Raw genomic sequence first — 17,923 nt, 5'->3', positions numbered from 1 at the left:
GGTGGCGCGGTCAGTCTCGGCCGGCGCCGTCCGGTCCGCCGGCCGGCGCCTCCGAGCCCGGTCCGTCGTCCGGCCGCGCCGGAGCCGTTACGCCGTCCCCGGCACCGGCGTCCGGCCGGAGGACCCGGCTGTGCCCCCGGAACTCGGCGATTACCTGTCCGTCCGCGCGGCTCACCGTGACGTCGTAGATCCCGCTGCGGCCGTACCGGGTCCGTTCCGTGGCCCGGGCGACCAGCACGTCCCCCTCGCGGGCCGGACGGACGAAGGTGATCTCGCCGCCGGCTGCGACGGTGGCCGGGCCGTGGCTGTTGCAGGCCAGTGCGAAGGCGGTGTCGGCGAGCAGGAAGACGAAGCCGCCGTGGGCGATGCGGTGGCCGTTGACCATGCTGTCGGTGACCCGCATCCGGGCCGTCGCGGTGCCGTCCCCGGCGCTGACCAACTCGATGCCGAGCCGGTTCGACGCCATGTCGGCCTCGAACATCTCGTGCGCGGCGGTGCGGGCGTCCACCTGGCTCCCGACGGTGGTCGGCGGGGCCCTGCGCCCCGGGGACCGCCATCATGCCACCGTCGACCGGGGCGTCCGGCGCGGTGGGTCCGCGACGACGACCGGGCCGGATCGGTGTCCCCGATCCGGCCCGGCGCTGATCATCGCCCCGCCATTGTCTCGCAGTTGCACATTGTTGGCAACAAGGCTGGACAACGACCCGTCGATGTAACTAGCCTGCTCGCCATGAGTCCTTACATCACCGATGCCGCCGCATGGCAGGAGAGCTGGGACCGGCAGCAGGAGGCGTACCTGCCGGACCGGGAACACCGCTTCACCGCCATGCTCGACGCGGTCGAGGCGGTCCGCGAGACCACCCCGCCGCGACTGCTGGACCTGGCCGGCGGCACCGGCACCATCTCGCTGCGCGCGCTGCGCCGCTTCCCCGACGCCGAGCTGACCCTGGTCGACCTCGATCCGGCGCTGCTCGCCCTCGCCACCGCCTCGCTCGGCGACCGGGCCACCATCGTCACCGCCGACCTCACCCGGCCGGACTGGGTGGACGCCCTGCCGCATCGCGGTTACGACGCGGTGCTCACCGCCACCGCGCTGCACTGGCTGCCCGCCGACCGGCTGACCGGGCTCTACACCGAGCTCCGCGAACTGCTGCGCCCCGGCGGCCTGCTGGTCAACGCCGACCACATGCCCGACGACACCCTGCCCGAGCTGACCAAGCGCCTGCTCGCCAAGGCCGAGGCGCGCCGGACGGCGCGGTACGCGGCGGGTGCGGTGCCCTCCTGGGCGCAGTGGTGGGAGCACGCCGCACAGGACCCGGAGCTGAGGCCCCTCGTCGAGCGTCGCCACGCCATCTATCCGACCGGGCACAGCCAGGAGTGGAGCCCACCGGTCTCCTGGCATCTCGGCGCGCTCTCCGAGGCCGGCTTCACCGAGGTGGGCACGCTCTGGCGCGGCGGCGCGGACGCGGCGGTCGTCGCCGTCCGGTGACCGCAGGCGGCCACCGGACGGACCGGTCAGCGGGCCCGGCGTTCCGGGTGTGCCCGGTTCCAGGCCCGCATCCGTTCCGGGTAGCCGACCTTGGTCGCCTCGTACAGCGGGATCGCGTGCTTACGGGCCATCTTCCCGGCGGCCCGGGGCGTCCCGGTACGCCGCCGGATCCACTCGCCGTCGTGGGCGATGGCGACCACCGTGGTGTCGGTGGCGGTGGTCTCCGGTTCGAGATAGAACTCCACCCCCTGCCGGCTGGTCGCGAACTCCTCCAGCGAGGCGAGGTCCTCCGGGGTCGCCTCGCGGTCCAACTTCGTCGGGGTGCCCTCTGCGGCCCGGGGCCGCCGGCTGAACCAGCCCATGCCCGGCTCCTCTCCTCGGCGTACCTCCCAGTGCAGCACCCGGACCTGGCAGTTGCCTGGACGGCCGGTGTACGGGCCCTGGTCGCTACGCCTCCGGTCGGGGAGAACTGGCCCGCTCCGGCTCCCCCGTGGCGCCGGAGACGGGCGGACGGGTGACGCGTACCAGCAACAGGGTCGGCAGCAGCAGCAACGGCACCACCAGCAACGCGTGCAGCGTGCCGATCCGGTCGCCGAGCAGCCCCAGCAACGGCGGACCGGCCAGGAACGCGGTGTAACCGATCACCGCGACCACGCTGACCCGGACGTGGGCGTGCTCCTCCTCGTCGGCGGCGGCGCTCATGCCGACCGGGAAACCGAGCGAGGCGCCGATCCCCCACAGCACGACACCGACCACCGCGACCGGACCGGAACCGGCCAGGATCGCCACCCCGGCGCCGACGATGGCGAGCAGGATCGTCACGGTCAACACCGGCACCCGCCCCCACCGGTCCAGGGCCACCGTGCCGAGCGTGCGGCCCACGGTCATGCCGGTGACGAAGACGGCGAAGACCGCCGCGCCGGCCGCCTCGCTGAAGCCGTACCCGTCGATGAAGGCGACCGCGATCCAGTCGTTGGCGCTGCCCTCGGCGAACGCCGCCGCCAGCACCACCAGACCGATGAGCAGGGTGCGCGGTTCCCGCCAGGCGGCGAGCAGAGACTTGCGACCGCCACCGGAGCCCTCGCCCTCCGTACCGGGCACGGCGGGCAGGAACGCGCGGGCACCCAGCAGCGTGCCGGCGAGCACCACCGCCGCCAGCACCCCGAGGTGGACGGCGACCGGCAGGCCGAGCCGGGCGGCCCCGGCGCCCAGACCGGCGCCCGCCACCGAACCGAGACTCCACGCCGCGTGGAAGCGGGGCATCACCGTCCACCCCAGGCGGCGTTCGACGATCGCGCCCTCGATGTTCATCGCCACGTCGCAACTGCCGGAGCCGTACCCGAGCGCGAACAGGCCCACCGCCACCCCGGGCAGCGAGCCGGCCACCGCCGACACCCCCGCCACGCTGAGGCCGAGGGCGACCACGGTGGTGGAGAACACCACCGCGCGGGCCGCGCCGAGGCGTTGGGTGAGCAGGCCGGCGGTGGGCATCGCGACGATCGCGCCGATCGACATGGCGAGCAGGAGCAGGCCGAGACGCCCGGGGCTGAGCTCCAGCCCGTCGCGGATCGCCGGCACCCGGGAGAACCAGGTCGCGACGGCCAGCCCGTTGAGTGCGAACACCACCGCCACGCCGTTACGGGCGGCCAGCACCCCACGAGGCGGACCCGAGGTGACCGGCGGTGTGGCGGGCGTGCTTATGGCGGGATCCATGGAACTTCCCGGTCCTCTCGACGGTGGTGAAGGCGCAGGCAACGATCACACACCTGGGAGCGCTACCACCACAATCCACCTCCGGTCCTTACCCCTGGACCTTCGGCGAGGCATGATGCGGGTGGGAGCCCGCGCACCAGGCGGGCCGAAGCAACAGGGAGACACCATGACCACGGCACGCCGGCCGGCAACCCTGGACGACGTCGCCCGAGCCGCCGGAGTCTCCCGCTCCACGGCGTCCCGGGTCATCGCGGGCAACGGGTTCGCGTCACCGACCGCTCGGGAGCGGGTACGCACCGCCGTGGACGAGCTCGGCTACGTACCCAACCCGGCCGCCCGGGCGCTGGTGCACGGCACCGGCGTACGGCTGCTGGTGGCGGTGGCCGGCACCGACCCGGCGGTGCTCGACGACAGCTATGTCGACCAGGTCCTCGGCGCCACCGCGCGGGTCTGCGCACCGCACGGGCTGGGCGTCACCGTCGACTGGGTGCCGCTGCACGCGCCGGAGCGACTGGTCCGGTTGACCGACGACCGGGGAGTGACCGGCCTGATCCTGGTCAACACGACCGCGGAGCTGTTGGAGCTGGTGCCGCGCCGGCTGCGCGGGCGGGCCGTGTCGATCGGAGTCGGCTCGGCCACCGTGCCGTCGGTGGACATCGACAACGGCGGCGCCACCGAGGCCATCGTCCGCCACCTCTACGCCAGCGGTCGCCGACGGATCGCGATGGTCACCGGTCCCCCCTGGCTGACCTGCGCCAACCGCTCGGTGGACGCGTACCGGGGGTTGTTGCGTGACGCCGGCCTACCGGCGCGCGAGGTGGTCGGCGACTTCTCGGTGGAACGGGGCCGTGCCGCCGCCCGCGAGGTGCTGCGCCGCTGGCCGGACACGGACGCGATCGTCGGGATCAGCGACGCGACCGCGCTGGGCGTGATCGGTCGACTCCGCGCCGACGGCGTGCAGGTGCCCGGTGACGTCGCGGTGACCGGCTTCGACGACATCCCGCTGGCCGCCGTGACGGCACCGGCCCTGACCACCGCCAGCCACCCGGTCCGCCAGATCGCCAGCGCCGCCGCCACCATGGTGCTGGAACACCGGCACGCCCCGATGTGCACCCGCTTCCCGTCCGCACTGGTACGCCGCGACAGCGCCTGACGGCACAACCTTTCAGGATATCCATTTCCGGGGTGTGCGACCTCGGTCGAATGTGACTGGTGAGCGGTAAGATCGGCGACTGCCATCTGACTGATCGCTGACTGATGACTCGGGTCGCGAACGCACAGACTGAGCCCATGAAATCGGGGCTCGGGCGCACCAGGATACTCCGCGGCGCGGCGTGTCTCGTCCTTCTGGCGGTTCTTTCCGGCTGCATGCAACTCAACACCGGACTGACCGTCAACGCCGACGACACGGTCAGCGGACAACTCCTGCTGACCGCCGAACGCAACGTGCTGACCGCGAACAACAAGACGGTCGAGGCCGGCTTCGCCGAGCTTCGGCAGAACATCCCGGCCCTGCCCGAAGGCACCGAGAGCCGGTACGAGGACACCACCCACTACGGTTCTCAGATCAACTACCGGAACGTTCCGCTCGATCAATTCGACAGCGAAAGTCTGAGCATCGTCCGGCAGGGTGACGACCGGTACGTGTTCACTCTTCCGCTCGACCCGAAGAAGTACGGCGGAAAAGTCGCCGAACAGGATCCGGCGAATCAGGCGCGATTCATGACGCTGATGTCGTTCGAGATCTCGGTGACCTTCCCCGGACGCGTTCTGGACGTCAGCGCGGGCGGTCAGGTCAACGACCGTACGGTCACTTGGCGGGTCGCCCGCAACCAGCCGAAGCCGCCCGAACTACGGGCCGTCGCCGAGGCACCGCCCCGACCGTCCGCCCCGGCGGACGAGGAGGACACCGGCGGGGGCTTCCCGTGGTTGCTGGTCGGTGCCGGTGCGGTGATCCTGCTGCTGGTCGCGGTGATCGTCGTACTGCTGCTGCGCCGGTCCGGCACGGGCCCGGCGGGTGACGGCGCGCCGACGTCCGGCGGACCGGGCCCCACCGGTGGTCCGCGCACGCCCGGTCCGGCACCGCACACCACCGGCGGTGTGCCGGGCTCCGGCTGACCCGGGTCAGCCGGCACCGTCGCCCGCCCGGCGGGCGGCACCACATCCCACCCCGCACCACGCGAAATCGAAGGGGGATCGGCGATGAACGATCTCTTCACCTGGGCGGCGCTGGGCAGTCTCACCGGCGCGAGCGCCGCGACACTGCTGGCCACCAACGTCATCGGCGGGCTGATCGGCCCGAGTGCCGACACCGCACGCAAGTGGATCGCGCTGGGTATCGCCCTGCTGCTGTCGTACCTCACCGCGGCCTTCGCCACCGACGCGGGCGCCGAGAAGTGGATCATCGCCTTCTTCAACGGGCTGGTCATCTTCTCCGCCGCCCTCGGCGTCAACCAACTGCCTCCCGGCAACCGGCAGGCGACTCCGACCCGGCTGGCGCAGGGCAACGAGCCCCGCTTCATCCGCTCCTGGGCCTAGAGGGGAACCGTCATGGCCGTCTTCGGAGTCATCAGCGCCGCCGTCCACGTCGCGGCGGGCACGGTCCTCGGCGGGCTGCTCGGCGGACCCGTCGGGCTGCTCGTCGGCGCGGGCGTCGGCCTGCTCGTCGGCGTCGTCTTCGGATGGTCGATCACCTCGGCCCGGGTCTACGGGGCCGACGCCCGAGGGATCTTCCTGTTCGTCGTCGACCACACGTGGAGCCTGCTGAACACGGTGGTGGGCGCGACCTACCTCGCGGTGCACCTGGTCTTCGGCCACTCGCTGGACCGGGCCACCTCGCAGCACAGTTGCCGGGTCAACGTGGTGGAGGGCGTCTCGCCGCGCTACGCCACCACGCTGGGCACGGTCTGCGCCGGCTCCGGGCCGGGCATCCAGCGCCACGAGGACGTGCACATCTTCCAGGCCCGGCTGCTCGGGCCGCTCTACATCCCGCTGGTCCTGGCCAACTACGTGCTGTTCACCATCGCGCCGGTGTGGCTGCTCTACCACGACCACACCGGTGCACCGATCAACCGCTTCACCCGGTACTTCGAGATCGGCGTCTACCCGCACGTGTGGAACGAGGCCATCGCGTACCGGATCCAGGGGACGCCGCCGCGATGACCGGAGGCGGTCCGATCGAGGCGGCCACCGCCGAACTGGCGCGGTGGCTGGCCGGGGCGGCGGGCGACGCCGTCCCGGTCGGCCCGCCCGCGCCCGGACCGGCGGCGGACGGGTTGACCCTGTGGCCGCTGGAGTTGCGCCCGGCCCGGCAGACCCGGGGCAGCGGCGGACCCGAGCCGTACCGGCTCATCGTCCGCTACCTGCTCGCCGCCGACGGACCGGAGGCCCTGGCGAAGCTGGACCGGGTGCTGGTCGCGGCCACCGGTCCGAGCGGACACACGCTCGTGCTGGAGGCGGGCGACCCGGCGCTGTGGGTGGCACTCGGCGTGCCGCCCCGGCCGGCCCTGCTGATCGACGTACCGGTGCAGGTCACCCATCCGCACGAGCCGGCACCGCCGGTGCTGCGCCCGCTGCGGCTGCGGCAACTGGAGATGCTCACCTTCGACGGCCGCGTCGTCGGTCCCGCCGACCAACCGCTCGCCGCGATGCGGGTGGAGGTCGTCGGCCAGCCGTACGCGACCCGGACCGACCCGGCGGGACGGTTCCGGGTCGTCGGCGTGCCACACGACCCGGAGCAGCCCGGACCGGTACGGCTCCGGCTCACCGGTCGGGGTCAGGTGCTCACCGCCGAGGTGGACCCGACCGACCCCGACATCGTCATCGTCTGCGCGCCACCGACCCGCTGACCCGACCCGTACGGGAGGACCGATGCCCAGCTACTTCTCACCCGGGATCTACGTCGAGGAGGTGCCTGCCGGTGCCCGGCCGATCGGACCGGTCGGCACCAGCACGGCAGCCTTCGTCGGCGTGGCACCGGACCGCACCGCCCGTCTCGGCGAGGCCCTCGCCGTGAACAACTGGACCGAGTTCCTCCGCCTCTACGCCGACGGCGACGAGTTCGAGAGCACCCCGTTGGCTCGCGCGGTCTTCGGTTTCCTCGACAACGGCGGCACCCGCTGCTGGGTGGTCAACGTCGGCGAGGGCGGCGCGCTCACCGGCAGCGGCCGTCAGCGCGGCGGGTTGGACCTGCTGGAGGCGATCGACGAGATCTCCATCGTGGCCGCGCCCGGTTTCCACGACGCGGTCGCGCACGAGGCGCTGCTGAGCCTGGCCGAGCGCACCCGCACCATGGTCGCGATCTGCGACCCGGCTCCCGACATCGACGACATCTCGACGCTGACCCGGGTGGCCACGGCCGGCTCCGGCCGGGCGGCGAAGCCCAGCGAGGGCGGCGACACCCCGGCCAGTTCGGGTGGCTCGGGTGGCTCCGGCGGTGGGTCGACCGGGTCGAGCGGGTCGAGCGGTAACCCGACGGCGCACCGGCCCCGGCAGTCGGACTTCGGCGCGCTGTACTTCCCCTGGCTGCGGGTACGCGACCCGCTCAGCGGCGACCTGGTGCTCACCCCGCCGAGCGGGCACCTGGCCGGCATCTGGGCCCGCACCGACGCCCTGCGCGGCGTGCACAAGGCACCCGCCAACGAGCCGGTACGCGGCGCCGTCGACCTGGGTCACCTGGTCACCCGCTCCGAGCACGACGTGCTCAACCCCAAGGGCGTCAACGTGATCCGGTACTTCCCCGGCGAGGGCATCCGGGTCTGGGGCGCGCGTACGCTCGCCGCCGAGGCCAGCGAGTGGCGGTACCTCAACGTCCGGCGGCTCTCCATCGCCATCGAGCAGGCCATCGCCAACGGCACCCGGTGGATGGTGTTCGAGCCGAACGACTACACGCTGTGGCGCTCCATCCGCCGGGACATCGGCGCCTTCCTGACCCGCGTGTGGCGCGACGGCGCGCTGCTGGGGCGTACGCCCGAGGAGGCGTTCTTCGTCAAGTGCGACGAGGAGACCAACCCGGCCGACGTCCGCGACGCCGGGATGGTGGTCGCGCACATCGGCATCGCGGTGGTCAAGCCGGCCGAGTTCGTGGTGTTCAAGCTGAGCCAGTGGGCCGGCGGCACCGAGACCGAGACGATTGGAGGCTGACATGCCGACCACGGCCACTCCGCAGCCGGGCGCCCCGGTCGACCCGTACCGGGCGTACAACTTCAAGCTGCTGGTCAACGGGGTCACCAACGGCCACTTCACCGAGGTCAGCGGCCTGGAGGTGAACATCCCCGCGCAACCGTACCGGGAGCAGGGCAACGACCGGATCCGGATGATCCCCGGCCAGGTCGAGTACGGCCCGGTCACGCTGCACTTCGGCCTGACCGCCTCCCGGGAACTGTGGGACTGGGTGCACACCATCGCCCGGGGCACCAGTGACCGCCGCAACGTCTCGGTGGTGCTGCTCGACTCCGCCGGCACGGCCGAGGTGCTGCGCTGGAACCTGCTCAACGCCTGGCCCACCCGGTGGCGCGGCGCGCACCTCAACACGCTCGGCCAGGAGATCGCCATCGCGGCGCTGACGCTGCGCTACGAGAGCCTGGAACTGGAGACCGGCGGTGCCGCGCCCACGCCCGCGTAGCTGGGTCGCCGGTCGGCTCCGGTCCGCCGCGCGCGCCGTGGACCGTGTCGCCGGCCTGGTGGACACCACCCCCGACGGCGCGGCGGGCGGCGGCCTGCGAGACGGCGTCGGCGGCAACACGGTCGGCGGCCTGCGGGGCGACGTCCGTGACAGCGCGATCGGCGGCCTGCGGGGCAACGTCCGTGACAGCGCGATCGGCGGCCTGCGGGGCGACGCGGTCGGCGGCACGGACCACGGCACCGACGCCGCCGCGTCGTCGGACGGGTGGGAGGCGGTCGCGTACCGGCATCCGGACCGTCCCCCGGAGCACTGGCTGCGGCTGATCGCGGCCCACGCCCCGGGGCTGCTCCGCGACCTCGCGGCCGAGTCGCCGGCCGGCGCTCTGCCGGCCGAGCGCGAGGAGTACGCCGACGACCCGCACCGGGCGGCCGAGGGCGCGGTGGAGGGGACCGATCCGTGGGCCGGGCGACGGCCGCCCGGCGGCGGTTGGGGCGACGGATCGTCGCACTACGCCGGGGTGCCGGGGACCGACCGGTCCTCCCCCGCCCCCTTCGCTCTGCTTCAACCGACGCAACCCCCCGGACACCGCAGCTCAGCCGTTGCGTGGAGTGAAGCAGAGCAGAGGCGCGGCGCAGGGATACCTTCCGGTGCGGCGGACACGCGCCGGGCCACTGCGGCGGCGCGCCATCACGACGCGCCGGGCGGCCGGCGCGCGGTGAGCGGGGCCGGCGCACCCCGGACCGGCTCCACAGCGGACAGCGCGGGCACGCCGTCTGCGGTGCGTGGGGCGGACACACCCGGAGCAGCGTCGACCGTCGACGGGTCGTACCCACCCGGAGCAGCGTCGACCGTCAGCGGGGCGCCCACACCGGGGGTAGGGGCGGTCGCCAACGGGGCGCCCACACCAGGGATCGTCGGCGGGACGGCCACACCCGGGGCAGGGCCGCTGGTCAGCGAGGCAGGCACATCGGGGACACGGTCGACGCCGGACGGCGCGGGGGCATCGGCGGCAGGGGCAGGGGCGGTGCCGAGTGGGGCGGGCGCGGGTCCGGCGGCGGGCGACGCGACGACGCCGTGGGCGGGCGGACGTGGGCGCCCCGCGGATTCGGCCCGGGGGCGGGCGGACACAGCGCCCACCGGCACCGGGGTGGCGGGCGTGTCGGGCCGTCGGCTGGTCGAGGGAGCCGACCGCCAGCGCGCGGACGCCGCTCCGGACGCCACTGCGGACGCCGCCGCGTCGTCGCCCGGCTTCGGATCGGCGACGGATCGCGCACGACCGGCAGCGGATCGGCGGCAAGCGCCGGGATCGGTGCCGGGCCGGAACAGGGCGGTGCTGCGGCTGGTCGACGCCGCCCCGGACGACTCGTCGTCGCCGGGAGCGGGGCGGGAGGCGTATCCGGCGCGGGCGTACCCACGGACGGCCGGCACGGTCGGCGGGATCGGCAGCGGCCCGGACGTCGACGGGCTGCGGCATCCGGCGCGGTCGAGTGTGCTCGGGCCCGACGGGGCTCGGCATCCGGGGCGGTGGGGGGCGGCAACGGGTGGGGACGAGGCGTACCGGACGGCGGGTGGGGACGGTCTGTCCGGGAGGGGCGGCGAGGTCGGGCGGCGGCGCGCGGACGGCGCGTTCGGAGACGGGCTCTGGCCCGGCGCGGGGCTGCCGGCCGGTGCCGGTCGTCGGCCGGTGCTGCCGCGCGGGCCGTGGCCGGACCTGACCGGTGCCGGTGCTCCCGACGTCCGGTCAGGTGACGGGCGGGACGCGTCGGACCCGTGGCCGGCGTTGCCGGACGACCGGGCGCTGTGGGTGGTTCCCGATCCGGAGGACGCCGCCGCGGCCCACCTGCGTCGCCTGGACCGGGAACAGGCGGGCGGCTGATGGAACGGGTCGCCTTCCTCGTGGACGCCACCGGTGAGCGGGTGGACTGCCTGCTCAACCCGGAGACCGTGCAGGTCAGTCGGCTGGCCGGGGTACGGCACCGGGGCAGCGCCGGCAGTCAGCTCACCGGCGTCGGGCTCGCCGACGATCCGCTGGTGTTCACCGGGGGTGGGCGCACCGAACTGGTGCTCGACCTGCTCTTCGACACCGACTTCGCGGAGGGGCAGGTCCGGCCCACCGACGTACGCGCGCTGACGCGTCCACTGTGGATGCTGGCGGAGAACTCGGCGGTCGAGCACGGCTGGGTCCGGCCGCCGCTGGTGCGGCTGGTCTGGGGCAAGACGTGGAACGTGCCGGGGGTGATCGTGGCGGTGGCGGAACGGTTCGACGCGTTCACCGCGACCGGTTCACCGCGCCGCTCCTGGCTGCGGCTCAAGCTGGTGCGGGTAGCCGAGGACGCCACCCGGGCCGAGGAGGGTTTCGCCGAGGAGCTGGCCGAGGCGCAGACGCCGGCCGTCGCGCCGGGCACGGCCCTGGTCGCCGCCGGTGACGGCACCGCCACGGCCGACTCCACCGGCGTACGTTTCGACCTGCTGGCCCACGACGCGCTCGGCTCGCCGCTGCGCTGGCGGCTGCTGGCCGAGCACAACCGGATCACCGACCCGCTGGCCGTGCCCGCCGGCACCGCGCTGGCCGTGCCGCCGCTGCCGGGGACCGTCGCCGCCACGGGTGACGGGGCATGAGCGGCGGCGCGCCCCGGGCGCTGACCGTGCTGCTTGACGGCGGCCCGTTGGCCGGCCGTGGGAGCGGACGGGTGCACTCGGTGCGGGTGGCCGCCCGACTGAACCGGCCCACCCAGTGCGAGGTGGCGCTGGCCGCCGGGCCGGGCAGCGCCGCGCCGGTCGCCTCGGCGCGGGTCGGCGCCCGCCTGGCGGTCCGCCTCGACGGGCACCCGACGGCGTTGTTCGACGGCGAGGTCACCGCCGTCGAGGTCGAGTACGCCGCCGACGGCGCGGCGACCCTGCGGATCCGGGCGTACGACGCGCTGCACCGCTTGCGCAAGCGGCAGCGGTTGCGGGTGTTCGAGTCGGTGACCGCCGCCGAGTTGGCCGCCGACCTCTGCGCCGACCTGGGCCTGCGGGTCGACGCCGAGGCTGACGGGCCACGGCTGGACCGGCTGCCGCACCACCGCCCGAGCGACCTCGACCTGCTGCTGGAGGTGACCGGCCGGGCCGGGCTGCACCTCAGTGTCGACGAGGAGGTGCTGCGTCTGCTGACGCTCGACGGGTACGGCACGCCGATCCCACTCGCGCTCGGCCTCGACGTGCACGGCCTGCGGCTGTCGGTGAACGTGGACACCGCCGCAGGCGAGAGCGCCGCGCTGGGTTGGCACCCGCAGCGAGCCGAACCGTTCACGTCGCAGGCCGGGGTGGCCCGGTGCGGGCGGGACACGCCGGTGGACCCGGATCCCGCCGACGTCGGCGCGGACGGCGCCCGGACCGCGCTAGACCAGCCGGGCCGCAGCGACGACGAGATCGCCGCGCTGGCCCAGGCCCGACTGGACGTACGGGCGGCGGCGCTGGTCACCGCCGAGGGCACCGCCGAGGGTGATCCCGCGTTGCGCCCCGGTCGCCGGATCCGGCTGACCGGGGTCACCGAGTCGATGGCCGGCACGTACGTGCTGACCGAGGTGGTGCACACCGTCGACGCCGACGGATACCTGAGTCGGTTCTCCACCGTGCCGCCGCCGGCACCGCCGGCCGGGCCACCCGCTCCGGCGGTGGTCACGCTGGGCACCGTCACGGATGTGGCCGACCCGGACGGGCTGGGCCGGGTGCGGGTGGAACTGCCCGCCTACGGCGGGGCGGACGCCGGGTGGCTGGCGGTGCTCTGCCCGGGAGCGGGCCGGGGCAAGGGACTGGTGGCGCTGCCCGATCCGCAGGACGCCGTGCTGGTGGCGCTGCCCGGTGGCGAACCCGCCTCCGGTGTGGTGCTCGGTGCGCTGTTCGGCGCCGTCACGCCGTACGACACCGGGGTGGACGACGGGCGGGCCCGGCGCTGGTCGCTGCGGACCTCGGGCGGGCAGCAGGTGGTGGTCGACGACGTGGCCCGCAGCCTGCGGCTGAGCACCGACACGGGTAGCTGGCTGGAGCTGACCCCGGACCTGGTCACCCTGCACGCCGCCGCCGACCTGGTGCTCTCCGCGCCGGGCCGGGCGATGGTGGTGCGCGCCCGCAGCGTCGACTTCCTGCACGCCGAGGCGAGCGAGGACCCGGGCACCGCCGCCGAGCGGGCCCGCAGCCTGGCCCGCACCCATCACCAAGGAGGTGGCTGATGCGCTGGATCCATCGCGACTCGGTGATCAGGTGTGACCACGACGGCCGGGTCCGCAACGAGGAGTCGCAGGGGTGGGTGCGGGTGGTGGGCGTACCGGTGCTGGTGGCCGACGACCCGAAGGGCCGCAAGATCGTCGCCTGCCCGAACTACGGCGCGACGGTCAAGCCGTGCACGAAGACCGAGCCGGTCCGGGTCGGCTACAGCGACTTCGTCCGCGTGGACGGCCACCGGGTGGTGCTGTCGCACCTGGAGGGATTCACCGACGGCAGCCCGCCGGGCCAGTTCCGATATCGGGTGCGCGATCCCCGGCAACGGTTCCTGGGGGCCGACCGGTGAGGGCCATCCGGTTCCTCGGCGCGGGTTTCGACGCCGGTCGCAGTGGTGGGCTCGGGCTGACCGCGGCCGGCGGGCTGGCCATGACCGACGGCGACGAGACGGTACGCCAGGCGCTGTTCCTGCTGCTGTCCACCACGCCGGGCGAGCGGCTGATGCGTCCCGGTTACGGCTCCCGGCTGCACCGGTTGGTCTTCGCACCGAACGACGACACCACCGCCGGGCTGGCCATCCACTACGTCCGTGCGGCGGTCACCCGCTGGGAGCCCCGCATCGACGTGCTCGACGTGGACGCCGGGCCGGACCCGGACGACCCGTGGCGGCTGGTGATCCGGCTGGACTACCGGATCCGGGCCAGCCTCACCCCTGGGCAGCTGGTCTTCTCCGTGGACCTGCTGCCCGTCGACGACGACCCGCCGGGGCCGACCCCCGACCCCGGCGCCGACGCTGAGGAGGGGCGATGACCCTGCCCGTGCCGCACCTGGACGACCGGACCTTCCTCGACCTGGTGACCGAGGCCCGGGAGCGGATCCGGCAGTCCTGCCCCGGCTGGACCGACCTGTCCGCGCACGACCCGGGCATCGCCCTGCTGGAGGCGTTCGCGCACCTCACCGAGGTGATGATCTATCGGCTGAACCAGTTGCCGGAGAAGGCGTACGTCTCCTTCCTCAACCTGCTCGGGGTGACCCGGCACGCGCCGTCGGCGGCCTGGGCGGACGTCCGGTTCACCCGGACCGGCGCCGACGACGAGGCGCTGCGCATCCCCGTCGGTACCCGGGTCGCGGCGGCGCGCGGGGCGGACCCGCGCCCGGTCGTCTTCGTCACCTGCGAACCGGCGCTGCTCGCCGCCGGCCAGCGCGAGGTGACCGTCCGGATGCACCACTGCGAGCCGGTCGAGGCCGAGCTGCTCGGGGTCGGCACCGGCGCGCCGGGGCAGGTGCTGCGGGCCGGGCGGGCTCCGCTGGCCCGGACCGCCGAGCCGCTGGACCTGCTGCTCGGCGTCGAGGTGCCGACCGGTTCGGTGGAGTTGGGCGCGGCGGCCCGCGAGCACGAGGGACGCACCTTCGAGATCTGGCGGGCGGTGGACAGCTTCGCCGGCCTCGGGTCGCAGGACAAGGCGTACCTGGTGGACCGCTGCTCGGGCACGGTGACCTTCGCCCCGGCGCTGGACCTGCGCGGGCCGGACCCGTCGGGCGACGACGCCCCGGTCGCGGCGGTGCCACCGGCCGGGCGGCAGGTGCGGCTCTGGTATCGCGCCGGTGGCGGCACCGCCGGCAACGTGGCGGCCGGGACGCTGACCAGCCTGCGGGACCCGCTGCCCGGGGTGAAGGTGGTCAACCCGTCACCGGCGGCCGGTGGCCGGGAGATGGAGGCGATGGAGTCGGTGCTGCTGCGCGGCCCGTACGCCTTCTTCGCCCAGCAGCGCGCGGTGACCGCCCGCGACTTCGAGGTGCTGGCCACCGGCTCCGGCGGGGTGAGTCGGGCCCGTGCCTTCACCCGGGCCGCCGTCTACAGCTTCGCCCGACCCGGCGAGGTCGAGGTGGTGCTGGTGCCGTACGTGCCGGACGACGCCCGGCCGGGCGGCCGGCTGCCGGTGGCGGTGCTGCGCGGGCACGAGGTGGAGGAGGCCCGGCTGCGGGTCGAGGCGGATCTGGAACGCCGCCGCTCGCTCGGCACCACCTGCCGGGCGAGCTGGGCGCGGTACAAGGCGGTGTCGATCCGGGCCCGGGTGGTGGTGCGCCGGGAGGAGGACGCGGAGGCGGTGCGGAGGCGCATCCACGACCGGCTGCACCAGACGCTGAGTCCGCTGCCCACCCCGCTGAACCCGGCCGGCTGGGCGTTCGGCGAGCCGCTACGCGCCTCCAACGTGTACCGGCTGCTGGAGCACGCCGAGCCCGGGGTGCGCTACGTCGAGTCGGTGCGGTTCGTCGTCGACGAGGCTCCCGACCAGCAGGTCCGCACGATCGCCGCGGACCAGTACCAACCACGCACCTGGTACGCGGGCAGCGGCCCGGTGCTGTTCCGTTCCACCAACGCCGGTGCGGGGTGGGAGCCGGCGGGCCGGTTCGACGGGGAGACCGTGCAGCGGGTGGCGCCCGCGCCCGCCCCGGTCCGGCCCGGCATCGTGCCCCGGCCCGGGTCGGTGGCGGTGGCCACGGTCCGGTCCGGCGGCGGTTCCCGGGTGCACCTGAGCGCCGACCTGGGCGAGACCTGGTCGCTGCTGGCCGACCTGGACTCCCGGATCAGTGACCTGGCCTGGATCGACCGGGACGGGGCGGGCGCGTTGCTGGTCGCCACCGACACCGGCCTGTACGAGGTGTCGCTGCTGCCCGGCGCGGTGCCGTTGCAGATCCTGGTCGACCCGGCCGACGCCGACCGGGGCTTCTACGCGGTGCGGGCGTTCGTCTCCGAGCGTGGCGTGCCCGGGGTGGCGGTGGCGGCGCAGGCCGGGTTCGGGGTCTATCTGTCCGGCAACGCGGGCCGCCCCGGCAGCTTCACCCACGTCGGTCTGGCCAATGTCGACAACCGGCTGCTCGCCGTGCAGTACGACGGTCCGGCCACGCTGCTGTGGAGCGGCGCCGGGGAGCCGGACCCGAAGCGGCCCGGGCAGGGCTGCTTCCGGGCCCGGCTGTTCGAGTCCGACGTGAAGTGGCAGGCGATGCAGTCCGGCTGGATCGGCGGCACCTGCCGGGACCTGGCCTTCAGCGGCACCCTGGCGCTGGCCGCCACCCAGAGCGGCGGGGTGTTGCGGCTGGACACGGTCGCGGCGCAGCCGCAGTGGTCGTCGGTGTCGGTCAACTGCGGGCTGCCGCTGCGCGACCGCACCCGGTTCGTGCCGGTCGACGCGATCGCCGCGACCGCCGGCACGGACCGGCTGGTGCTCGCCGGTGGGGAACGCGGCGTGCACCGCAGCGGCGACGCGGTCGACTGGTCGGCCAGCGCCAACCAGGCCACCGCCGACGTGGTCACCGTCCCGGACACCTGGCTGCTCTGCTCCGGCGAGCACGACATCGAGGTGGTGCGGCAGGATGCGTCGACCGGCCATTGAGCGGCTGCTGCCCGCCGCCTACCAGCGCGCCTGCGTGCCGGGCAGCGTGCTGTGGGCGTTGCTGGACGTGATGGAGGCGCTGCACGCGCCGGACGAGACGGTGCTGGCCGAGGTCGACGCGCTGTTCGCGCCGTACCGCGCGCCGGACGGCATGGTGGCGTACCTGGCCGGGTGGGTGGCGATGGACCACGTGGTCGCCGCGCCCCGGCGGGACGCCCCACTGCCGTTGCCGTCCAGCCGGCTGCGTGACCTGGTGGCGCACGGGGCGGCGCTGGCGACCTGGCGGGGCACTCCGGACGGGTTGCGGACCGCCCTGGAACTGGCCACCGGGGTCACCGGCTTCGTCCTCGACGAGCCGACCGACCGGCCCTTCCACCTGGTCGTCCGGGTGCCGTCGACCGCCGCCGACCAGCTCGCCCTGGTCAGCCGGATCGTCGCGGCGGAGAAACCGGCCGCCGTGACCGCCGAGGTCACCGTCGTGGCGGACGCGCCGGCGGTCGGCCGGGCCAGTGTGCCGTCCCCCTCCCCCGTTCCCACCCCGCCCGATCCCGCTCCGAAGGAGCCGTCATGACCACCGAATGGACCGTCGTCGCCGCAGCCGAGCAGTTCACCCTGGACGTCCGGAACGCCGGGGAGCTGACCTTCACCGTCTCCAATCCGGGACTCGCGCCGGACACGGTGGTGTTCGACGTGGCGCCCGGCGAGGGCACGCAACGTTCCTGGTTCACCGTCACCGAACCGCAGCGGGTGGTGCCCGGGCAGGGTTCGGTGTCGTTCCTGGTCCGGCTGGCCGTGCCGGCGGGGACGCCGCCGCGTCGTTACGACATGACCGGGTTCGCGTACTCGGCGAACACCGCGCCGGAGGAGAGCTCCCGGTCCAGCGGCCGGGTCACCTACGAGGTGCGGGCCGTGGCGCCGCCGAAGCGTACGCCTTGGCCGTGGATCGCCGCTGCGGCGGCGTTGGTGCTGGTGGTCTCGGCGGTGGTGGTGTTCCTGGTGGCGCGCGACGACGACCCGCCGCCGCAGGCCCGGGTGGTGACCGTCGAGGCGGAGACGCTGGTGACCGGCGCCCGGGTCGAGTCGCCGACCGGCGCCGCGCCGACGGTGGCGGTGCAGCCGAACTGCTGCGAGGTGACCTGGTCGCAGGACAACCAGCTCTTCTTCCTGGGGCGGGCGATCAACGACCGGGTGACCGTGACGGTGGAGCTGCCGGCCCAGGCCGTCTGGCAGTTCTCCACGGTGCGGACCACCGCTCCCGACTACGCCAACACGGTGTTCCTGATCGACGGCCGGCAGGTCGGTGACCCCTTCATCGGCTTCTCCCCCACGGTCCGGGTCACCGACTGGGTCGACGTGGCGCGGGTGCCGCTGGCGGCGGGCCCGCACCAGATCACCCTGGTGGCGATCGGCAGGACGCAGAGCACCGACCGCTACTTCGCCGGAGTCGACGCGATCCGCTTCACCGAACTCCCCCCAACCCCCTAACCCTGACCCCTGACCCCC

The 17,923-nt window shown here is 74.3% G+C and carries 18 protein-coding genes and 1 pseudogene; 16 read left to right on the top strand and 3 right to left on the bottom strand.

Annotated features, from left to right (window positions below; genetic code table 11):
- Positions 1–118 precede the first annotated feature (118 nt).
- Positions 119–481 (bottom strand): annotated as a pseudogene (paaI, locus tag ACWDVW_RS22110) (hydroxyphenylacetyl-CoA thioesterase PaaI); the annotation flags it as partial.
- Positions 482–730: 249 nt separating this feature from the next.
- Between paaI and ACWDVW_RS22105 the strand changes: the two are divergent.
- Positions 731–1,489, top strand: coding sequence for a class I SAM-dependent methyltransferase (locus ACWDVW_RS22105; protein ID WP_449951853.1), 759 nt, complete (start codon positions 731–733; stop codon positions 1,487–1,489).
- A gap of 26 nt (positions 1,490–1,515) precedes the next feature.
- Here the strand turns inward: ACWDVW_RS22105 and ACWDVW_RS22100 are convergent, their stop codons facing one another.
- Positions 1,516–1,851: a hypothetical protein gene (locus ACWDVW_RS22100; protein ID WP_176094417.1), complete on the bottom strand. Its 336-nt coding sequence runs from the start codon at positions 1,849–1,851 to the stop codon at positions 1,516–1,518.
- An 85-nt stretch (positions 1,852–1,936) separates the two neighbouring features.
- Positions 1,937–3,190 (bottom strand): MFS transporter, encoded by a 1,254-nt coding sequence (locus tag ACWDVW_RS22095; RefSeq protein ID WP_449951942.1) that lies wholly within the window; start codon positions 3,188–3,190, stop codon positions 1,937–1,939.
- A 178-nt stretch (positions 3,191–3,368) separates the two neighbouring features.
- On the opposite strand from ACWDVW_RS22095, the gene ACWDVW_RS22090 reads away from it, so the two are divergent.
- The 15 genes from ACWDVW_RS22090 to ACWDVW_RS22020 all read left to right on the top strand — a co-directional run bounded on the left by ACWDVW_RS22090 (position 3,369) and on the right by ACWDVW_RS22020 (position 17,905).
- Positions 3,369–4,355, top strand: coding sequence for a LacI family DNA-binding transcriptional regulator (locus ACWDVW_RS22090; RefSeq protein ID WP_449951850.1), 987 nt, complete (start codon positions 3,369–3,371; stop codon positions 4,353–4,355).
- Between the two features lie 137 nt (positions 4,356–4,492).
- A complete protein-coding gene (locus tag ACWDVW_RS22085) occupies positions 4,493–5,320 on the top strand; it encodes an LppM family (lipo)protein (RefSeq protein WP_449951847.1) in 828 nt (275 codons plus the stop codon).
- A gap of 84 nt (positions 5,321–5,404) precedes the next feature.
- On the top strand, positions 5,405–5,740 hold the full coding sequence (locus tag ACWDVW_RS22080; RefSeq protein WP_131054723.1) for a hypothetical protein: 336 nt from the start codon (positions 5,405–5,407) through the stop codon (positions 5,738–5,740).
- Between the two features lie 12 nt (positions 5,741–5,752).
- On the top strand, positions 5,753–6,364 hold the full coding sequence (locus ACWDVW_RS22075) for a glycine zipper family protein (RefSeq protein WP_449951844.1): 612 nt from the start codon (positions 5,753–5,755) through the stop codon (positions 6,362–6,364).
- Complete coding sequence (locus ACWDVW_RS22070; protein ID WP_449951841.1) at positions 6,361–7,050, top strand: carboxypeptidase-like regulatory domain-containing protein; 690 nt, start codon at positions 6,361–6,363, stop codon at positions 7,048–7,050. Before ACWDVW_RS22075 ends, ACWDVW_RS22070 begins: the two co-directional genes overlap by 4 nt.
- 22 nt (positions 7,051–7,072) lie before the next feature.
- Positions 7,073–8,344: a phage tail sheath family protein gene (locus ACWDVW_RS22065; protein ID WP_449951839.1), complete on the top strand. Its 1,272-nt coding sequence runs from the start codon at positions 7,073–7,075 to the stop codon at positions 8,342–8,344.
- A gap of 1 nt (position 8,345) precedes the next feature.
- Complete coding sequence (locus ACWDVW_RS22060; RefSeq protein WP_449951836.1) at positions 8,346–8,825, top strand: phage tail protein; 480 nt, start codon at positions 8,346–8,348, stop codon at positions 8,823–8,825.
- Positions 8,803–10,701, top strand: coding sequence for a hypothetical protein (locus ACWDVW_RS22055; protein ID WP_449951834.1), 1,899 nt, complete (start codon positions 8,803–8,805; stop codon positions 10,699–10,701). The genes ACWDVW_RS22060 and ACWDVW_RS22055 overlap by 23 nt, the downstream gene beginning before the upstream one ends.
- Complete coding sequence (locus ACWDVW_RS22050) at positions 10,701–11,444, top strand: CIS tube protein (protein ID WP_449951831.1); 744 nt, start codon at positions 10,701–10,703, stop codon at positions 11,442–11,444. The genes ACWDVW_RS22055 and ACWDVW_RS22050 overlap by 1 nt, the downstream gene beginning before the upstream one ends.
- Positions 11,441–13,036 (top strand): phage baseplate assembly protein V, encoded by a 1,596-nt coding sequence (locus tag ACWDVW_RS22045; RefSeq protein WP_449951828.1) that lies wholly within the window; start codon positions 11,441–11,443, stop codon positions 13,034–13,036. Before ACWDVW_RS22050 ends, ACWDVW_RS22045 begins: the two co-directional genes overlap by 4 nt.
- Positions 13,036–13,374, top strand: a complete 339-nt coding sequence (locus ACWDVW_RS22040; RefSeq protein WP_396747360.1) for a hypothetical protein — start codon at positions 13,036–13,038, stop codon at positions 13,372–13,374. The genes ACWDVW_RS22045 and ACWDVW_RS22040 overlap by 1 nt, the downstream gene beginning before the upstream one ends.
- On the top strand, positions 13,371–13,835 hold the full coding sequence (locus ACWDVW_RS22035) for a GPW/gp25 family protein (RefSeq protein WP_449951824.1): 465 nt from the start codon (positions 13,371–13,373) through the stop codon (positions 13,833–13,835). Before ACWDVW_RS22040 ends, ACWDVW_RS22035 begins: the two co-directional genes overlap by 4 nt.
- Positions 13,832–16,420, top strand: coding sequence for a putative baseplate assembly protein (locus tag ACWDVW_RS22030; protein ID WP_449951822.1), 2,589 nt, complete (start codon positions 13,832–13,834; stop codon positions 16,418–16,420). Before ACWDVW_RS22035 ends, ACWDVW_RS22030 begins: the two co-directional genes overlap by 4 nt.
- Positions 16,401–16,991 (top strand): phage tail protein, encoded by a 591-nt coding sequence (locus ACWDVW_RS22025; protein ID WP_449951820.1) that lies wholly within the window; start codon positions 16,401–16,403, stop codon positions 16,989–16,991. The genes ACWDVW_RS22030 and ACWDVW_RS22025 overlap by 20 nt, the downstream gene beginning before the upstream one ends.
- On the top strand, positions 16,988–17,905 hold the full coding sequence (locus tag ACWDVW_RS22020) for a hypothetical protein (RefSeq protein ID WP_396747348.1): 918 nt from the start codon (positions 16,988–16,990) through the stop codon (positions 17,903–17,905). Before ACWDVW_RS22025 ends, ACWDVW_RS22020 begins: the two co-directional genes overlap by 4 nt.
- Positions 17,906–17,923: the final 18 nt, after the last annotated feature.

Source organism: Micromonospora sp. NPDC003241, assembly GCF_053589795.1.
The sequence above is the reverse complement of the archived record's forward strand: the minus strand, read 5'-3'. Positions and strand labels throughout refer to the sequence as shown.

Excerpts from the sequence above, each read along its gene's own strand:
- ACWDVW_RS22105 (WP_449951853.1), top strand. The coding sequence starts at position 731 with ATGAGTCCTTACATCACCGATGCCGCCGCATGGCAGGAGAGCTGGGAC.
- ACWDVW_RS22100 (WP_176094417.1), bottom strand. The coding sequence starts at position 1,851 with ATGGGCTGGTTCAGCCGGCGGCCCCGGGCCGCAGAGGGCACCCCGACG.
- ACWDVW_RS22090 (WP_449951850.1), top strand. The coding sequence starts at position 3,369 with ATGACCACGGCACGCCGGCCGGCAACCCTGGACGACGTCGCCCGAGCC.
- ACWDVW_RS22085 (WP_449951847.1), top strand. The coding sequence starts at position 4,493 with ATGAAATCGGGGCTCGGGCGCACCAGGATACTCCGCGGCGCGGCGTGT.
- ACWDVW_RS22080 (WP_131054723.1), top strand. The coding sequence starts at position 5,405 with ATGAACGATCTCTTCACCTGGGCGGCGCTGGGCAGTCTCACCGGCGCG.
- ACWDVW_RS22075 (WP_449951844.1), top strand. The coding sequence starts at position 5,753 with ATGGCCGTCTTCGGAGTCATCAGCGCCGCCGTCCACGTCGCGGCGGGC.
- ACWDVW_RS22070 (WP_449951841.1), top strand. The coding sequence starts at position 6,361 with ATGACCGGAGGCGGTCCGATCGAGGCGGCCACCGCCGAACTGGCGCGG.
- ACWDVW_RS22065 (WP_449951839.1), top strand. The coding sequence starts at position 7,073 with ATGCCCAGCTACTTCTCACCCGGGATCTACGTCGAGGAGGTGCCTGCC.
- ACWDVW_RS22060 (WP_449951836.1), top strand. The coding sequence starts at position 8,346 with ATGCCGACCACGGCCACTCCGCAGCCGGGCGCCCCGGTCGACCCGTAC.
- ACWDVW_RS22050 (WP_449951831.1), top strand. The coding sequence starts at position 10,701 with ATGGAACGGGTCGCCTTCCTCGTGGACGCCACCGGTGAGCGGGTGGAC.
- ACWDVW_RS22045 (WP_449951828.1), top strand. The coding sequence starts at position 11,441 with ATGAGCGGCGGCGCGCCCCGGGCGCTGACCGTGCTGCTTGACGGCGGC.
- ACWDVW_RS22040 (WP_396747360.1), top strand. The coding sequence starts at position 13,036 with ATGCGCTGGATCCATCGCGACTCGGTGATCAGGTGTGACCACGACGGC.
- ACWDVW_RS22030 (WP_449951822.1), top strand. The coding sequence starts at position 13,832 with ATGACCCTGCCCGTGCCGCACCTGGACGACCGGACCTTCCTCGACCTG.
- ACWDVW_RS22025 (WP_449951820.1), top strand. The coding sequence starts at position 16,401 with ATGCGTCGACCGGCCATTGAGCGGCTGCTGCCCGCCGCCTACCAGCGC.
- ACWDVW_RS22020 (WP_396747348.1), top strand. The coding sequence starts at position 16,988 with ATGACCACCGAATGGACCGTCGTCGCCGCAGCCGAGCAGTTCACCCTG.